Genomic DNA, 18,226 nt, shown 5'->3' with positions numbered 1-18,226 from the left:
TTTGAATGTATCTCGTTTACTTTTTTTATTAGTTCTTACAAACATCATATGGATTAATGTCTACACACAAGAACCTACAAATTGTAACGGCGCAGTAATTGCTTGTGGTAATTCGTCTATTAATTTAGATGTAAGTGGTGTAGGAATCCAAGAATTAACTGGATCTAATACCTGTGCTAGCCAAGAAAACAACAGTGTTTGGTTACAAGTTACTTTAGTTACTAGTGGCACCCTTGGATTCACTTTAACTCCTGAAAGCCCAGCGATCACGGAAGATTATGATTTTTTTGTTTTTGGGCCAAATGCGAGTTGTTCTAGCATAGGTCAAGCCATAAGATGTTCGACTACAAACCCTCTAGCTGCTGGACAAGGCAATAACAGAACAGGTATGAACAGCAATTCTTTTGACACATCTGAAGGTCCTGGTCCTAATGGAGATAGTTTCGTAAGATGGTTAAATGTTTCTGCAGGAGAAACATATTATATTGTTATTGATAGACCCATAGGAAATAGTGCTTTCAATCTTGTTTGGACTGGTTCAGCTCAATTTGCATCTCCACCTGGAGATCAATCTGGACTAAATCAAGAGGTAAAAAATTTAGAAAGCTGCGATGAAGTATTTCCTTTTGATGACGGCTTTTCAACTTTTGATTTAACAGTTAATACAAACCTTATAATAGGGAACCAAAATAATACCTCTGTCACTTATCATAGATCAGAGAGTGATGCTAATATTCAAAGAAATAGAATCTTTGGCCCTTATACAAACATTAGAAACCCACAAACAATATATGCTCGTATCACAAATAATTTAACTGGGTGTTTTGACATTTCAGAATTTAGACTTGACGTAAACACTGGGCCTCGATTTGTAGAACCACAAGATTACCAATTATGCGACAACTTAGATGATGGTAACGATACAAACGGTCAAGTCATTTTTGATTTAACTTCTAGAAATACTGAAATACTTGATGGTCAAGATCCATCAGAATTTAATATAACATATCACGAAACAGAAATTGGTGCAGAATCAAAATCGTTATTACTTCCCAATTCTTTCTATAATACACAACCTTTTAATCAAGTAGTATTTGTTAGAATTGAAGATATTACTAACCCTGATTGCAACAGTATTACAAGTATTGATTTAGTAGTTAATTCTAACCCTATTGCTTTCAATGCCAATTTATTACAATGTGATGAAGATGGAATGACCGATGGAATCACCTTATTTAATTTAAGTGAAGCCAATAATTCATTAACAGGGAGGCTTACTGGTTTATCCACAAAATTTTATTTAGATTCTGCAAGAACAATTGAAATCAACGATACTTCATATTCGAATATTTCAAACCCACAAACCATATATACTGAGGTTATAAATGATATAACTGAATGTTCTGATTATTCAGAACTCATTATTGAAGTTAGTTTAACAAATTCTGTAGATAGCGAGCTTATTGAGTGTGACAATGATGGTATTGAAGATGGCTTTTTTCTATTTAATCTTAGAAATGCCGATACAGATGTTGTTAATGGCCTTCCTATAGGTTTAGATATAGCCTATTTTGAAACTTATAATGACGCTTTGTTGGAACAAAACAAGCTAGATGATTTTTTTACAAACACAATTCCCTATTCTCAAACAATATTTTCAAGAGTCGAAAATAATAATAACTGCTATGGTATTAATGAAGTTTTATTAACGGCAAATGTTTTGCCAAATATTGTAACAGAAGACTTAATTTATTATTGCTTAAATAAATTTCCAGAAACAATTACGATTGATGCAGCAATAGTTAATGATTTACCTAGTAATTATTCCTATAATTGGTCTACAGGAGAAACTAATTATAATATTGAAATTAATGCTATCGGTACTTACACCGTAGATGTAATTAACGCTTATGGTTGCTCCAAAAAGCGTACTATAACTGTGGAACCCTCTAATACAGCAACTTTTGGTGTGCCCGCTTATAATGTTGAAGATGTTTCTCAAAATAACACAGTAACAGTTTTCGTTTCTGGAGAAGGTATTTATGAGTATGCTTTATATAATGATAATAATACTAGTGTTTATAAAGATTTTCAAGAGAGCAATGTATTCGAAAATATTTTTCCTGGAATTTATACGATAAACGTAATAGAGGTAAAAAATAACTGCGGGATTGTTGATATTCCCGTTTCAGTTATTGGTTTCCCGAAATTCTTCACACCTAATAACGATAATGCTCATGATACTTGGCAAGTCTATGGAATCTCAAATATGTTTCAACCAAATTCAATAATTGCAATATACAATCGTTACGGAAAATTAGTAAAACAATTAGACCCTTTAGGAGAAGGTTGGGATGGTACTTTTAATGGTGAAATGTTGCCTAGTGATGATTATTGGTTTGCAGTAACATTACAAGACGGTCGTGTTTTTAAGAATCATTTTACACTTAAAAGATAAAATACAGACCCTAAAACTGTCAAATAATGCATTTTGTCTGATTTTCTTTGCGTTTTATCCGAAAAAAACCTATTTTTCGCACTGAAATAATCCAAATCATTTTAGTTGTTTTTACCCAAATAAAACAAAGTGAAGAAAAACCTACATGCTAGTTGCGCTTTAGTTCTGCTATTTTTTGGCTTTAACTTTATGTTTTCCCAACAAATTACAGTCGATAATAGTATTCCCTTACAACAACTTATAGAAAATAATTTGGCAGATGGCTGCGTAGAAATCTCCAATATAAATTCAACTGTTAATGGAAGTGTTGATGGCTTTACTAGTTATGGTGCATTCCAAAGTGGAAGTTCTAATTTTCCTTTAAATAATGGTATCGTTCTTTCTACAGGAAATGCGACCTCTGGCGGAAACACAGCTAACAATACACCTTTAAGTGAAGGTACTCTTGGCTGGGGAACAGATCCAGATATTGAAACTTATTTAGGGGTTGGAAATACCGTCAACGCAACATCTATTGAATTCGATTTTATTTCGATTTCAGATATGATACAGTTTAATTACATTTTAGCTTCCGAAGAATACTTTGGAAATTACCCATGTAATTCATCAGACGGCTTTGTTTTTCTTATAAGAGAAGCGGCTAGTACTGGTCCATATCAAAACATAGCTGTTGTTCCTGGAAGTGGTGACAATGCAACCGTAAATAATATACATGATGAAATATTAAGCCCAACTGGAGCGGTTCTTTGTTCTGCAATGAATGATTCATATTATGATGGCTCATTTAATGACACAAATTATGATGGTAGAACTGCTATTTTAACTGCAGGCACTAGCGTTTTGCCTAATGTGCAATATCATGTAAAATTAATTGTAGCAGACCAGAATGCCAATGCACAAGACCCTTCAATTGACACTGCTGTTTTTATTGAAGCCAATACATTTAACGAATTGGAGTTAGGTGAAGATATAAGTACCTGCTCTGGAAGTGTTACTTTAGACGGAGAAATACAAAATCCATTAGCGACTTATGCCTGGTTTAGGGATAACAACCCTGTTAGTGGTGAAACAAACCCTACACTTACAACCACTATTAGTGGGCTTTACAGAGTCGAAATTAGTATTAATGGAATTTCCTGTGCTGTTCAAGATGAAGTTAATGTAACTATAGATACCGAGTTATCTACAGATCCCATTCCACCTTATCAATTATGTGATCCTGATGGAAATAATCAAGAATTTTTCGATCTTACAACAAAAGATACCGACGTTGAAAATGCAATACAAAACCTCCCTCCTGTTTACACCATTCGTTATTATTTAACAGATGCCGATGCTAGAAATAACCCAAATAATAACATAACTTCTATTACAACGGGATCAAGGACTGTTTTTGTACGCGTTGAAGATACAGCGCTTGGTTGCTTAATTTTTGGAACCATAGACTTAGAAGTTAATCCACTTCCAACTATTGTACAACCTTCCAACATCAATGAATGTGACAATGATAGCCTCCCAAATTCAAGTACTCAGATTGACTTAAGGCAAAGAGATAATGAAATTACTGGTGGAAACTCTAACCTTTCAGTTACTTATCATTTTACACCGTTGGAAGCTCAATCTGGTGCAAATCCAGTACCAATACCATACACCAATACAAATCCTTCGGAAACACTTTATATAAGAGTTGTTAATACACTAACTGGTTGTGCAAATGCAAGTGGTGAAACATTAACTATAAACATTACTAATGGTAATACGGGTATTGTAAGAGACACACAATTTATAGATGCTTGTGATATGGATCATGACGGCTCAGCCGTATTCGATTTAACACAAGTTTTAAATGACATTTTAAACGGGCAAACTGGGTTTCTACCGCCTACCTATCATACAAGTCAAACTGATGCAGAAACTGGAAATAATCCAATTCCAGATCCACAAAATTTTGTAAATAGCGAACCAGATGAGCAAGTTATTTATTTGCGACTTGTTGATAGTAGCACAGGATGTTATGCTATTGTACCTATTGAAGTTCATACTAATTTACTTTTAACAGCAACTAATATTCCCCAAACTGGTTTTGCGTTTTGTGACCAAGACAATGATGGCAGTGTTGATGTATACCTAAATACCATTGAAAATGTTATCGCCAATGGCTTACCAAATGTAACAGTAACTTTCTATAATAATGAAAACGACAGAGATACTAATACATCTCCAATTGATACTTCAAATCCATATGTAATAACGATGGCGGAAACGGTATATTTAAGACTTGAGAATGGCTTATGTACAGAGTTATCTGAAGTTATTTTGCGTATAAACCCCGTTGTTACATTTAATCCAGTAGCTCCATTTGATTACTGTGATACGGATGATGATGGATTTACAACGGTAGATTTTGATACTTTCGATTCTACAATAACTGGTGGAAATACGGATTTTGGTGTTCGTTATTATACAAACCCTATTGATGCTGATACGGGTGTAGGTTCATTACCACAATTTTATGATACTAGTTCTGGTACATTTTATGCAAGAATAGAAAATTCAATAACTGGCTGTTATACCGTAAATCAATTTGAAGTTAATGTCATTCCAGCGCCTACTGTTTTTCAGCCTAATGATATTCTAATATGCAATAATAGTGCGAGTACTGCAGCTAACATAAGGTTGCAAGATAAGATTGACTCTAATGAAATTGTAGTTGACCCAACAAACCTTATTATCGAATTCTTTACGGACTTAACTCAAGCTGAAACCTTTGATGACGCAAACCCAGCTAACAACTTAGATAAACAAAATTTCACGGCTTCTACACAATCTATATTTGTGCGTATACAATCAATGGCTTCTTCTGGATGTTACAATATTGTTTCGTTCAATGTTATTGTCAATACTATTCCAGTAATTCCTAATATTGATCCATATCAAATTTGTGTTGACCCAGGTACTTCTGCTGCAGATTTTTACTTTCAAGATAAAGATGCCGAAATATTAAATGGACAAACGGGCAAGGAAGTAAGATACTTTAGAGATGCTCTTTTTACAGATGAAATTGATAAAACCGTAGCGTATAATAGTACTGGGTCTGAGACTATTTATGTGCTTGTTGAAAATATAAGTGATGTAACTTGTAATAGTAATTCATCCTTTCTTTTAGAAATTGGAACCAATCCAAATTACAATACAAACTTTACTGCTTTCCCTTCTGCCTGTCAAAATGATACTGGAAATCGCGTTTTTGATTTAGAGGCTAAGCGTCAAGAAATAGCTCAAGGAAGTACAGATGTCTTAAACATTAATTTTTATTTGTCAACAGATGATGCCGAGGCAAATGCTAGTAATTTTTTACCTCCTACATATACATCACAAGACCTACAAGGACAGTTTTATGTAAGAATAGAAAATGATGCTAACCAATGTTTTGTTATTGAAGAAGTAACGTTTATAACGTTTCCAACGCCAGTTATTACTTCAGCAACAATTAATCCAATCTGTGACGTTGACTACGATGGTATTGCAACAATCGACCTAAACAATGCCGTTTATACCATTGAAAATGTAAGACCAGGATTTGGAGATGTTACATTTACATTTTTTGAAGATGCAGGGTTAACAATCCAAATTCCTTCAAATGATATTAGTAACTATACCGTGAATAATAGTACTACCATATATGTTAACGTTGAAAATGACACAAATTGCTCAGATTCGACCCCGTTAGATTTACAAATAAATCTTCCTCCAGCATTTAACTTAGTTGGAAATGTTCCAGATTGTGAAAACACAACCAATTCTTACGATTTAGGGCAAGTAGATCTTTTATTAGTAAATGATCCGAATACTGTTGGTATAAACTATTATACATCGCAAACAGATGCAGCCAATGGAGTTAATCCTATTCCGAATAAAATTTATAATTATTTAAACTCAGGAGCTTACACCATTCATGCTAGAATTGAAGACTTGGCAAATAGTTGTCCTGCGTTTACTTCATTTACACTACAAATTAATCCAAATCCAATCGCAAACATACCTTCAAGCTTATTTGGTTGTGATGATGATTTTGACAGTACTAATTTATTAGTGTTTGATTTAACTAATCAAGACAATACTATTTTAGGGACTCAAAATGCTACAGACTATTCAATTTACTACTATAACAGTAGCATAAACAATGCAGAAACTGATTCTGGCAGATTAAATAGTTTATACAGTGCATTAAACGGTGAAACTATTTATGTACGCATAGAGCATAATATAACAGGATGTTATAGCACAACACAATTTCAAACTATAATAAACCCTTTACCTATAGTTCCTATAAACGATATTGAAGCAATTTGTAGTAATGATCTTCCTAGAGTTTTAAGTGCCGAAACCAGTAATATTCAAGATACATATTTATGGTGGACAGGAGAAACCACACCAGAAATAGAAGTCAATCTTACAGATATTGGAACAACACGTTGGGTAGAAGTTACAAGTGCTAATCCTCAAAATTGTCTTTACAGAAGAGAATTTGAAATTATAGAATCTATTGAAGCTACTATTGAAGCTACTGCAACCGCAGACTTTACAGACCCTAATACCATAACAGTTACCGTAAGTGGTATTGGAGATTATCAATATGTGTTGGACCCAGATCTTGGTGGCCAACCTCAAGATTCGAATGTCTTCAATAATGTTAGTCTTGGCCCACACATTGTTAGAATTATTGATTTAAATGGTTGTGTACCAACTGACACAGATGTTTTTGTAATAGATATTCCAAAATTTGTAACACCTAACAATGATAGTCATTTTGATACATGGCATGTTGTTGGTATCTACAGATTACCAGGTACCTTAGTTTATATTTATAACAGACATGGTAAATTAATCAAAATGTTACCACACACATCAATTGGTTGGGATGGCACTTTTAATGGTCAAAATATGCCTTCAGATGATTATTGGTTTTCAGCAGATATTATTCATAATGGAGAATCATTTAATATTCGAGGCCATTTTGCTTTAAAACGATAGTCTTTAATTCATATTTTGTCATAACTCTCTTATCTTTACATCTCTTTAAGAGATTTGATGAAAAACAGTTTTTCTATAATTTTTACTTTAATTTTTGGCTCATATTTATATAGCCAAAATATTGTTGTTGATAGTCAAATCTATACACCACAACAACTTATTGAAGATATATTAATTGATAGCAATTGTATAACAGACGTTATTGTTACCAATGCTGTTAGCGGCGATTTTGGAGGTTCAGAATTGAGTTATGGATATTTTGACTTTAACGGGACATCTTTTCCTTTTCAAAGTGGCGTCGTATTGAGTACTGGACGCCTATCAAATGTACCCGGTCCGAATACAACTTTAAGTGATGACGATGCACCTAACTGGAATGGCGATTCAGATTTAGAAACTTTACTTAACGAAAACAATACATTTAATGCCACAATAATTGAGTTTCAGTTTAGAGCAATAGCAAATCGTGTTAGTTTTAAATATTTATTTGCTTCCGAAGAATATCAAGAAAACAACCCCAATACGTGTAGGTTCTCAGATCTTTTCGGATTTCTTATCCGTAATATTAACGATACGCAATACGATAACATAGCTTTAGTTCCAGATACACAAACAGAAGTTAAAGTTACCACCGTACACCCGGGTATTTCTGGATCTGGTGGTTGCGAAGCCATTAATGAAGCCTATTTTGGCAGTTTTAATGATAGTAATGCACCTATTAATTTTAATGGACAAACAACTGTTCTCTCTGCAACCAGTGATTTGACACCAGGGGAAACCTATGAAGTAAAACTCGTTATTGCCGATGAAGAAAATTATAGGTTCGATTCGGCTGTGTTTTTAGAAGCGGGTAGTTTCCAATTAAACACCGATTTAGGACCAAACCGATTAATATTAACAGATAATCCGTTATGTGAAAATGAAGTTTTAGAACTTGACGCAGAGGAACTAGGGAATAATGCTTATTCATGGTATAAAGATGGGATTTTGGTTTATTTTCAACCTAGTAATTGTATCAATTGTGGAAAATACAACGTTAGGGAACCCGGTGTTTATAATGTTGAGGTCGAACTTGAAAGCGGGTGTATTTCATATGGAGAAATAATAATAGAATACGTGCCAAAACCAATTGTTTTTAATTCAACTTTAATAGAATGCGATGATAATCAAGACGGGCTCACAATTTTTAATCTTTATGATGCTGAAGTGCAAGTTACAAATGGTGATAGCACTTTATTTATTGAGAATTTCTTTCGGTCTAGTTTGGATGCTGAACAAGACATGGACGAAATAGATTCCCCACTAATGTTTGAAAACACTAGCGAAATTGTTTATGCCAAAGTAGTAGATCAATCACGATGTTTTTCAATTGCAGAAATCATTTTGAATACTTCTAATAATAATGTAATAATTCCCCCATTTAATACTTGTGATGACGATATAATTGATGGTTTTTTTGATTTGGATTTAGCCTCCCTAAAAAATCATGTAATACCATTTGTACCATTAAATACTGTTCTTAGCTTTTACAGATCTGAAACCGAAGCGCTAAATAAATTAGATGCATTAGAAAATTTATTTAAAAACATAATATCAAATTCTGATACTGTATATGTTAGAATTGATAATGATATGGGATGCTACGGCATTAGCCCATTAATTCTAAACGTACTATTTACACCCGCATTACTTCCTGACGAGACCACCTATTATTGTGAAGAAAAATATCCACAATTCATTTCACTAGATGCTGGAATTATTAACGACAATCCAAATAATTATAATTATGAATGGTTTTATAATAATGCAAGCATTCCAGATAGCAATTCAAACACTATCAATATTAATGAAGCCGGAGTTTATGAAGTAATAGTGACATATAGCAACGGCTGTTCCTCAATTAGAGGAATAGCGGTCGAAGCCTCTGGTAAAGCCATTATAGATTATCAATTATCAAATAATAATACGGTAACGGTTAACACATCAGGCTTAGGAAATTATGAATACGCCATAGACAATCAAGACTTCTCGAGCAACAATGTCTTTGCAAACGTGAATCCAGGCTTTCATACACTTTTTGTTTCAGATATCAATGGTTGTGAAGTTTCAGAAAAAAAGATTTCCATATTAGGTTTTCCACGTTTTTTTACACCAAATAATGACAGGTTTAATGACACATGGAAACCTTTTGGTGTTGATGCTGAATTTTATAGTGATATTAAAATTACCATTTTTGATCGCTATGGGAAATTGCTAAAGGAATTAAATGCAACCGGAAATGGCTGGAACGGACTATTAAATGGAACACAATTACCATCCGACGATTATTGGTTTAGAGCTACTCTTGAAGACAATAGAACATTTATTGGTCATTTCACTCTAAAACGTTAACTTTTTGTTCTCAAAATACCCATCTATTTTTCCGTAATTTTGTGCTATGAAATTCAAAATTGAATCAGAATTTAGTCCTACTGGTGATCAGCCGCAAGCCATAAAACAGCTAACAGATGGTCTTGTTTCAAAAGAACAATACCAAACCTTACTTGGTGTAACTGGCTCTGGAAAAACATTTACGGTAGCTAATGTAATTCAAGAAGTTCAGCGTCCAACCCTAGTTTTGGCGCACAACAAAACGCTTGCAGCCCAATTGTATTCAGAATTCAAGCAGTTTTTTCCGGATAATGCAGTAGAATATTTTGTTTCCTATTATGACTATTACCAACCAGAAGCCTATATACCTGTTTCTGGAGTTTACATTGAAAAGGATTTATCTATCAATGAAGAAATAGAAAAAATGCGATTAAGCACCACTTCTTCCCTCCTTTCTGGACGAAGAGATGTTTTGGTAGTCGCCTCTGTTTCCTGTTTATATGGTATTGGAAATCCTGTCGAATTTCAGAAAAATGTAATTTCTCTAGAGCGAGATCAAGTTATTTCTAGGACACAACTTTTACATCAATTGGTTCAAAGTTTATATTCTAGAACAGAAGCTGAATTTAATCATGGAAATTTTAGAATAAAAGGTGATACCGTAGATATATTCCCTAGTTATGCTGATGATGCCTTTAGAATCCACTTTTTTGGAGACGAAATTGAAGACATTGAATCTTTTAATCTTCAAACTAATGAAATTATTGAAAAGTATGACCGATTGAATATATACCCTGCCAACATGTTTGTGACATCTCCTGAAATACTTCAGGGGGCTATTAAAGACATTCAAGATGATTTGGTGAAACAGCATGATTATTTTAAAGAAATAGGGAAACATTTAGAAGCAAAGCGATTAAAGGAGCGTACCGAATTCGATCTAGAAATGATTCGTGAATTAGGCTATTGCTCTGGTATTGAAAATTATTCCCGTTATTTAGATGGCCGATTACCTGGAACACGTCCGTTCTGTTTACTCGATTATTTTCCAGATGATTATTTAATGATTGTTGATGAGAGTCATGTAACAATTTCTCAAGTACATGCCATGTATGGAGGTGATAGAAGCAGAAAAGAAAATCTGGTTGATTACGGTTTTCGCTTGCCAGCAGCGATGGACAATAGACCATTAAAGTTTGAGGAATTTGAAGCCCTTCAAAACCAAGTTATTTATGTAAGTGCAACTCCAGCAGATTACGAATTACAAAAAACTCATGGGATTTTTGTTGAGCAAGTCATTCGCCCAACTGGCTTGTTAGATCCTACCATTGAAGTTCGCCCAAGCTTAAACCAAATAGATGATTTAATTGAAGAAATTCAGTTAAGGGTTGAAAAAGATGAACGAACGCTCGTAACAACACTTACCAAACGAATGGCTGAAGAATTGACAAAATATTTAGACAGAATTCAAATTCGTTGTCGCTATATCCATAGTGATGTGGATACTTTGGAGCGTGTGGAAATTATGCAAGACCTACGCAAAGGTCTTTTTGATGTTTTGGTAGGAGTAAATTTACTAAGAGAAGGTTTAGATTTACCAGAAGTATCGCTTGTAGCCATTTTAGACGCCGATAAAGAAGGTTTTTTACGTTCGGCACGCTCGCTTACACAAACAGTTGGAAGAGCTGCTAGAAACTTAAATGGAAAAGCTATAATGTATGCAGATAAAATTACAAAAAGCATGCAAAAAACAATTGATGAAACTAATTATAGACGTGAAAAACAAATAGCTTATAACACAGATAATAATATCACCCCAACAGCTTTAAACAAAAGCTTGAATAATGCCCTGGCAAAAAACTCAGTAAGTACCTATAGTTATGAATTAGAGGCTTTAAAAGCTGCAGAACCTGAAAGCGACTATTTAAGCAAACCAGAATTGGAAAAGAAAATTCGTGAAAAGAGAAAAATAATGGAGGAAGCTGCAAAAGCTTTAGATTTTATTGTTGCTGCTAAACTTAGGGATGAAATAAAACAATATCAGTATAAAATAGAAAAGCTAAAAGTATAAAACCCTTAGCCTTTCATAAATTAGGATTCAAACCAATTCCTAAATATCAATTATATTGTGTTTTAAAGATGTCTATTAATACATCTGGTGGTACAATTTTATTTGGAAAACTTTCCATTAAATATAAAACCTTACTTATGGACTCATGACTTAATCCCATACGAAGTCCGAAATTAAACAACTTAATTGCTCCAGACTTTGAGCTTTCTCTATCAATATTCATTAATAAAACGAGTCTATGAAATTGAACAATGCGTTCACTGTGCGTTTTTAAATGTGTATAAGTTACAGGATGCTCTATTAAGTAGTCAAAATCTTCTCTTGTTATACCTAATTGTTTAGCAACACCCAATAGAAAATTATATTCTATGTTTTTAATGTCTTTGTCGTACTTTGCAAATGCAATCATTTCCGAAAGTAGACTTAGTTTTTCTACCCTATTAATCATGTGAGGAAGGATTAAATAATTATACTATAAAGATACTTAAAACAGTCTTTTTATAATCGTTGATATAATGTATCTCATCGAAAATAGCTTAGTATTTTATCGCTCTTTTTATTTAGTTCATCATGGAAAATGATAAAATCAGGACAATAAATCTATTATGTTATTACAAAATAAAAATAATGATACATAAATATTAATTTTTAACTACTTGATTATTAGTGCTTTATATTTAAATTATTTTTTTTAATATTCACTGAACAGTATTTTTATAAAGTATCTTTACAAAAAATTAATAAAAACGCTAGAATAATTATCTTTAAGGTTAAAACTTATGACAAATAATGACATATTAAAAAAACTTAGAGTTGCGTTAAAACTTCGAGATAGCGATATTGTAGATATCTTAAAACTTGTTGATTTTAGAATCTCAAAAAGTGAACTGGGAGCATTTTTTAGAAAAGAAGATCACCCTAAATATATGGAATGTGGTGACCAAATTTTAAGAAATTTTTTGAATGGTTTGGTTATTCATATGCGAGGTCCGATGCCAAAAAAAGGAGAAACTAATACGCAAAAAAAGAGCAACAACTAATTTAATTATTGCTCATTCTCATTTTATAAATTATTAGGCCTATCCTAATACTTGTTGCACTTTATCAGCAGCTTCTTGAAATTCAGTAGCACTCATAACATCTAATCCAGAATTATCAATTAATTCTTTCGCTATATCTGCATTTGTTCCTTGTAGTCTTACAATAATGGGAACATTTATATTACCCATATTTTTATAAGCATCTATAACACCTTGCGCAACACGATCGCAACGTACTATTCCACCAAATATATTTATTAAGATTGCTTTTACAGCTGGGTCTTTTAATATAATCTGAAATGCTGCTTCTACTCTAGCCGCATCAGCAGTTCCGCCAACATCTAAAAAGTTTGCTGGCTCACCTCCTGCTTGTTTAATTAAATCCATTGTTGCCATAGCTAAACCTGCACCGTTCACCATGCATCCTACATTTCCATCTAAGTCAACATAATTTAATCCTAATTCTCCAGCTTCAACTTCTATGGCACTTTCTTCTCGTACATCACGTAAGTCAACATAGTTTTTGTGTCTAAATAATGCATTATCATCAATAGTGACTTTTGCATCAACTGCCATGATTTTATTATCGCTCGTTTTTAAAACGGGATTAATTTCAAACAATGAAGAATCAGACTTAACATAAGCCATATATAAATTAGTAACGAACTTGGTCATTTCCTTAAATGCTAAACCAGACAATCCTAAATTAAAAGCGACACGTCTAGCTTGAAAAGGCATTAATCCAACTGAAGGATCAATTTCTTCAGTAAATATTAAATGCGGCGTTTCTTCAGCAACCGTTTCAATATCCATGCCTCCTTCGGTAGAATACATTACCATATTACGACCAGTAGCTCTATTTAAAAGCACAGACATATAAAACTCATTTGTTTCACTTTCACCTGGATAATAAACATCTTCGGCCACTAAAACTTGATGAACTTTTTTTCCTTCAGCCGAAGTTTGAGGCGTAATCAGGTTCATTCCAATAATCTGTCCAGCTATTTGTTCAACCTCTTTTAAGTTTTTGGCTAATTTCACGCCTCCACCTTTTCCACGACCACCAGCATGAACTTGCGCTTTAATAACGTGCCAACTAGTTCCCGTTTCAGAAGTTAATTGTTTTGCTGCAGCAACAGCTTCATTGGCATTTTGAGCAACTATCCCTCTTTGAATACGTACCCCAAAACTATTTAGTATTTCTTTACCTTGATATTCGTGTAAATTCATAATTTGCTTAATAATTTAAGATGAGCAAATGTAAATAATAGCTGCTAATTACACTAATATTTTAATTAAGAAAACAAGGAATTTAATCTTTATCACTTATTGTTATATAATTAACATTTTGTTTAATTTGTTTAAATATTGATTTTTAATTTTATTTTAAGGCTAAAGAAATATCTTTGTTAAAAAATATGAAGTGTTATGACTAACAGTCAATTATTACAGGTTGCAGAAGAGTTTGGAAGTCCTGTTTATGTTTATGATTCAGAAAAAATAACTAGTCAATATAATCGATTAACCAATGCTTTTAAGAATGTTAAACATTTAAAGATAAATTATGCTGTAAAAGCACTGTCAAATATATCTATTTTAAAATTGTTTAATACGCTTGGATCTGGTATTGATACAGTTTCGATACAAGAGGTTAATTTAGGTTTAGGGGCTGGATTTAAACCGGAACAAATTATTTTTACACCAAATGGCGTTTCTTTATCTGAAATTGAAAAAGCAGCCGAATTAGGTGTTCAAATTAATATAGATAATCTTTCTATTTTAGAGCAGTTTGGTACAAAACACCCTAATATTCCAGTTTGTATACGTATAAATCCACATGTCATGGCTGGTGGGAATGCGAATATTTCAGTTGGTCATATAGATTCTAAATTTGGAATATCTATCCATCAAATACCGCACTTACTTCGCATAGTTGAAAATACTAAAATGACTATTAATGGTATACACATGCATACTGGCAGTGATATTTTAGATATTGATGTATTTCTTTATGCTAGTGAAATATTGTTTGAAACAGCGAATCAGTTTAAGAATTTAGACTTTATTGACTTTGGTTCAGGTTTCAAAGTTCCTTATAAAATTGGAGATATTGAAACCAATATTGAAGAGTTAGGAAAAAAATTATCAACTAAGTTTAATGAATTTTGTAAAAATTACGGCAAAGAATTAACATTAGCTTTTGAACCTGGAAAATTTCTAGTAAGCGAAGCTGGTACTTTTTTAACTAAAGTTAATGCCGTAAAACAAACAACCTCAACTGTTTTCGCACAAGTAGATTCTGGCTTCAACCATTTAATTAGACCCATGTTATATGGCTCGCATCATGATATTATAAACATTTCCAATCCAAAAGGTCGTGAACGTTTTTATACTGTTGTTGGTTATATCTGTGAAACAGATACGTTTGGAAACAATCGACGTATTAATGAAATTAACGAAAGTGATGTTTTAGCATTTAAAAATGCGGGAGCTTATTGCTTCTCTATGGCCAGTAATTACAATTCACGTTATCGACCAGCAGAAGTATTATGGCATAATAAAAAAGCACATTTAATACGCAAAAGAGAAACTTTTGATGATATTCTTAAAAACCAAGTCGAGGTTAATTTCAGTAGCAAAAAAGCAAAAGAATTGGTAAAATAAACAACAAACTAAACTAATTCAAGAAAGTGCCCGACTCTAAAAAAGTTGGGCATTTTTTATTTTAAATAAGCCCTTCAAATATTACTTGCTTGTTTAGCATATTTAAATTTCCTAACTTACTCCATTATTCCCTGAGTCTTTTTTAATAGCAGTTAAATATAAAAGACAATATATGTTTGAATCATTCAAATTGCCTAATACGGTATTCACTTCTTGCTATTTTATTCATTTTATTAATTCCATTAACATTTGTTATTCCTAATTGACTTCCTATTCTCTTATTTTAAATAAATATTTAAATCTAACCAATAAAACTTTTTTCCTTATGAAAAATCTATTTAAAATTTTACTGTTCTCAATCGTGATTAGTTTTATATCATGCGATTCTAAAATCAACAAGGATATTGAAATGTACTCCCAAACATGGGATGAGATTATTAATAAAGGTAACCTAGACCTAATTAATGAAACCAACTTTACCGACAATATTACTTTAATTTCCAGTCCAGAAAATGTAGTGGGAATCGAAAATTTCAAGGCTTATTATCAAAATTTTGTGACTGGGTTTTCAGATGTAGAATTTACTCAAAAAGATGTTTTTGGACAAAACGATAAACTTGTAAAACATTGGCATTTTAAAGGAACACATTCAGGCAATTTCTTCGGAATTCCGGCGACAGGAAGAAGCATAGACATAGAAGGGACTACTTTGGTGAAAATGAAAGATGGTAAAATTTCTCAAGAACAAGATTTCATGGATAATATGCTGTTTTTAAAACAGTTAGGCATAGTTTCTTCACCAGATAATGTAAGAGTTATTGATGACCTTTATAACGCTTTTGGTACTGGAGATATTCCAGCAGTACTTGCGGCTCTCGACCCTAAAGTGGTTTGGAATGAAGCCGAAGGAAATGCTTATGCTGATGGTAATCCTTACATAGGTCCTGATGCTGTTTTAAATGGGATTTTCGCTCGAGTTGGGGAAGACTATGAGTATTTTAAAGTTGCAGACTTAAAACTTCTTGATATGTCAAACAACCAAGTTCTTGCTACGCTGCGTTACAATGGAAAATTAAAAAAGAATGGTGCTGTTATCGATGCTCAAGTAGCCCATCTTTGGTCATTAAATGAGGGGAAAGTCATTGCATTTCAACAATATGTTGATACCAAACATCTTAATGATGCTTTTAACAAATAAATATGCAAAACTTAACCAACCTTCCCAACTATAAACCCACCAATAAAAAATCGCGAATAAATTCACTAGATGTTATTCGCGGTATAGCACTTCTAGGTATTCTTTTAATGAACATTAACGGCATGGGTTTGCCCTTTGCTTATTCCGTCCCAAGTATTGCCGGTGACTCAGATGGGCTTAATTTAAAAGTTTGGATTATAAATGAAATGCTATTTGAGGGTACAATGCATGATTTATTCATCTTGTTATTTGGAGCTGGCGTTATATTACTTACCAAAAGAAGCAAACATTTAAAACTGATTAAAATAATTGAGTTATAATTGATGAAATGCATTTAAAAAAATCACTTGTTATAGCTATAATCTTTGCCTTTATAGGTTTAACCTTTTGGGAATTGCATTGGCGTACAAAACCAGAGTTTTACAAAGCTGTTGTAGAAGACGACAGATATTTATGGGCTGAACATAGAGCCAAAGTAGAAACAGCAACGCAGGAAGATATAATATTAATTGGTTCGTCCAGAACAGGTTTTAATTTTAATACGCATAAATGGGAAGAAGTTCAAGGCGTAAAGCCTATTAACTTATCCACTGATGGTAAACCTCCTGGTCCTTTTTTAAATGATATTGTCGAAAACACCACGTTCAATGGTACAATAATTATTGGAATAACACCACTTTTTTGGTTTGACGTTGCTGATAATCCTTGGTGGCAACCAGCGAACCAATGGATAAAACATTATAATAATCAATCTTATGCACAAAAATTAGGGCAGGCACTTTCTAAACCACTACATAGAAATTTAGTAATGCTAACCTCATCTGAACTCGAGTTCTACAATGACTTAGATTTAAAATCACTTATTGGAAGAATTTCAATTCCAGGGAGGCTTCCTGAAGAAAGAATGCTATATAACTTTAGTTATCATGATGAAGATAGAAATCTTATTATGCTTCCTATTATGCAAAATAATTCCGAATTTATAAAGAAAATAACATATGTATGGGACGGATTTTTGCCTAACATACCAACTTTTGATGTTATAAAAGATGAAATACCAGGGATTATCAATTATTACAAAAAAGTTATAGATGTATTTAAAGCCCGTGGTGGTAAAATTATTTTTGTTCGACATAAAGCTGAAGAACCTTGGAATAAGGCTACAAAAAGATTTTTGCCACGAGAAAAAGTTTGGGACGCGTTTATAAAAGAAGTCAAATGCCCTTCCTACCATTTTGAAGACCATGAATTCATGTCTAAGCATACGTTGCCCGATTGGTCACATATGTATTATACAGACGCCTTAACTTATACGGAAGACATGGTAAACAAATTAATTGAAGATGGTTATTTAAAAAGACATAAATAGTATATATATTAAACCAAAAACC

General features: G+C 32.9%; 11 protein-coding genes. 9 read left to right on the top strand and 2 right to left on the bottom strand.

The features are described from left to right. The first annotated feature begins 1 nt into the window (after nt 1). The 4 genes from AC2D6V_RS11625 (at nt 2) to uvrB (ending at nt 11,933) form a co-directional block, all read left to right on the top strand. Nucleotides 2-2,458: a T9SS type B sorting domain-containing protein gene (locus tag AC2D6V_RS11625; protein WP_484648367.1), complete on the top strand. Its 2,457-nt coding sequence runs from the start codon at nt 2-4 to the stop codon at nt 2,456-2,458. Nucleotides 2,459-2,587: 129 nt separating this feature from the next. Next, entirely contained in the window at nt 2,588-7,492 is a 4,905-nt protein-coding gene (locus tag AC2D6V_RS11620) for a T9SS type B sorting domain-containing protein (protein ID WP_484648366.1), read from the top strand. A 57-nt stretch (nt 7,493-7,549) separates the two neighbouring features. Beyond that, entirely contained in the window at nt 7,550-9,883 is a 2,334-nt protein-coding gene (locus AC2D6V_RS11615) for a T9SS type B sorting domain-containing protein (RefSeq protein ID WP_484648365.1), read from the top strand. Between the two features lie 46 nt (nt 9,884-9,929). Further along, nucleotides 9,930-11,933 carry an excinuclease ABC subunit UvrB gene (gene uvrB, locus AC2D6V_RS11610; protein ID WP_484648364.1) on the top strand — a complete coding sequence of 668 codons (2,004 nt, stop codon included), beginning with the start codon at nt 9,930-9,932 and terminating at the stop codon, nt 11,931-11,933. A gap of 46 nt (nt 11,934-11,979) precedes the next feature. Here uvrB and AC2D6V_RS11605 read toward each other — a convergent pair whose 3' ends face one another. Beyond that, nucleotides 11,980-12,381, bottom strand: coding sequence for a TerB family tellurite resistance protein (locus tag AC2D6V_RS11605; RefSeq protein ID WP_484648363.1), 402 nt, complete (start codon nt 12,379-12,381; stop codon nt 11,980-11,982). A 331-nt stretch (nt 12,382-12,712) separates the two neighbouring features. Between AC2D6V_RS11605 and AC2D6V_RS11600 the strand changes: the two genes are divergently transcribed. Continuing rightward, the gene (locus AC2D6V_RS11600; RefSeq protein ID WP_298236797.1) at nt 12,713-12,973 is read left to right on the top strand and encodes a DUF1456 family protein; all 261 of its coding nucleotides are present in this window, start codon (nt 12,713-12,715) and stop codon (nt 12,971-12,973) included. A gap of 39 nt (nt 12,974-13,012) precedes the next feature. Here AC2D6V_RS11600 and sucC read toward each other — a convergent pair whose 3' ends face one another. After that, nucleotides 13,013-14,203 (bottom strand): ADP-forming succinate--CoA ligase subunit beta, encoded by a 1,191-nt coding sequence (gene sucC, locus AC2D6V_RS11595; RefSeq protein ID WP_484648362.1) that lies wholly within the window; start codon nt 14,201-14,203, stop codon nt 13,013-13,015. 198 nt (nt 14,204-14,401) lie between these two features. Here sucC and lysA point away from each other — a divergent pair, with 198 nt between their 5' ends. The 4 genes from lysA to AC2D6V_RS11575 all read left to right on the top strand — a co-directional run bounded on the left by lysA (nt 14,402) and on the right by AC2D6V_RS11575 (nt 18,204). Beyond that, nucleotides 14,402-15,637, top strand: coding sequence for a diaminopimelate decarboxylase (gene lysA, locus AC2D6V_RS11590; protein WP_484648361.1), 1,236 nt, complete (start codon nt 14,402-14,404; stop codon nt 15,635-15,637). Nucleotides 15,638-15,962: 325 nt separating this feature from the next. After that, nucleotides 15,963-16,835 (top strand): ester cyclase, encoded by an 873-nt coding sequence (locus tag AC2D6V_RS11585; RefSeq protein ID WP_484648360.1) that lies wholly within the window; start codon nt 15,963-15,965, stop codon nt 16,833-16,835. A gap of 2 nt (nt 16,836-16,837) precedes the next feature. Next, nucleotides 16,838-17,155: a hypothetical protein gene (locus AC2D6V_RS11580; RefSeq protein WP_484648359.1), complete on the top strand. Its 318-nt coding sequence runs from the start codon at nt 16,838-16,840 to the stop codon at nt 17,153-17,155. An 8-nt stretch (nt 17,156-17,163) separates the two neighbouring features. Beyond that, nucleotides 17,164-18,204: a hypothetical protein gene (locus tag AC2D6V_RS11575; protein WP_484648358.1), complete on the top strand. Its 1,041-nt coding sequence runs from the start codon at nt 17,164-17,166 to the stop codon at nt 18,202-18,204. Nucleotides 18,205-18,226: the final 22 nt, after the last annotated feature.

This window comes from Algibacter sp. YIN40, assembly GCF_057219435.1.
This window is presented reverse-complemented; position numbering and strand designations above follow the sequence as displayed.

Bases quoted from the DNA above. Each gene is read 5' to 3' on its own strand.
- AC2D6V_RS11580 (WP_484648359.1), top strand. From the start codon at position 16,838: ATGCAAAACTTAACCAACCTTCCCAACTATAAACCCACCAATAAAAAA.
- AC2D6V_RS11600 (WP_298236797.1), top strand. From the start codon at position 12,713: ATGACAAATAATGACATATTAAAAAAACTTAGAGTTGCGTTAAAACTT.
- sucC (WP_484648362.1), bottom strand. From the start codon at position 14,203: ATGAATTTACACGAATATCAAGGTAAAGAAATACTAAATAGTTTTGGG.
- AC2D6V_RS11575 (WP_484648358.1), top strand. From the start codon at position 17,164: ATGCATTTAAAAAAATCACTTGTTATAGCTATAATCTTTGCCTTTATA.
- AC2D6V_RS11605 (WP_484648363.1), bottom strand. From the start codon at position 12,381: ATGATTAATAGGGTAGAAAAACTAAGTCTACTTTCGGAAATGATTGCA.
- lysA (WP_484648361.1), top strand. From the start codon at position 14,402: ATGACTAACAGTCAATTATTACAGGTTGCAGAAGAGTTTGGAAGTCCT.
- uvrB (WP_484648364.1), top strand. From the start codon at position 9,930: ATGAAATTCAAAATTGAATCAGAATTTAGTCCTACTGGTGATCAGCCG.
- AC2D6V_RS11615 (WP_484648365.1), top strand. From the start codon at position 7,550: ATGAAAAACAGTTTTTCTATAATTTTTACTTTAATTTTTGGCTCATAT.
- AC2D6V_RS11585 (WP_484648360.1), top strand. From the start codon at position 15,963: ATGAAAAATCTATTTAAAATTTTACTGTTCTCAATCGTGATTAGTTTT.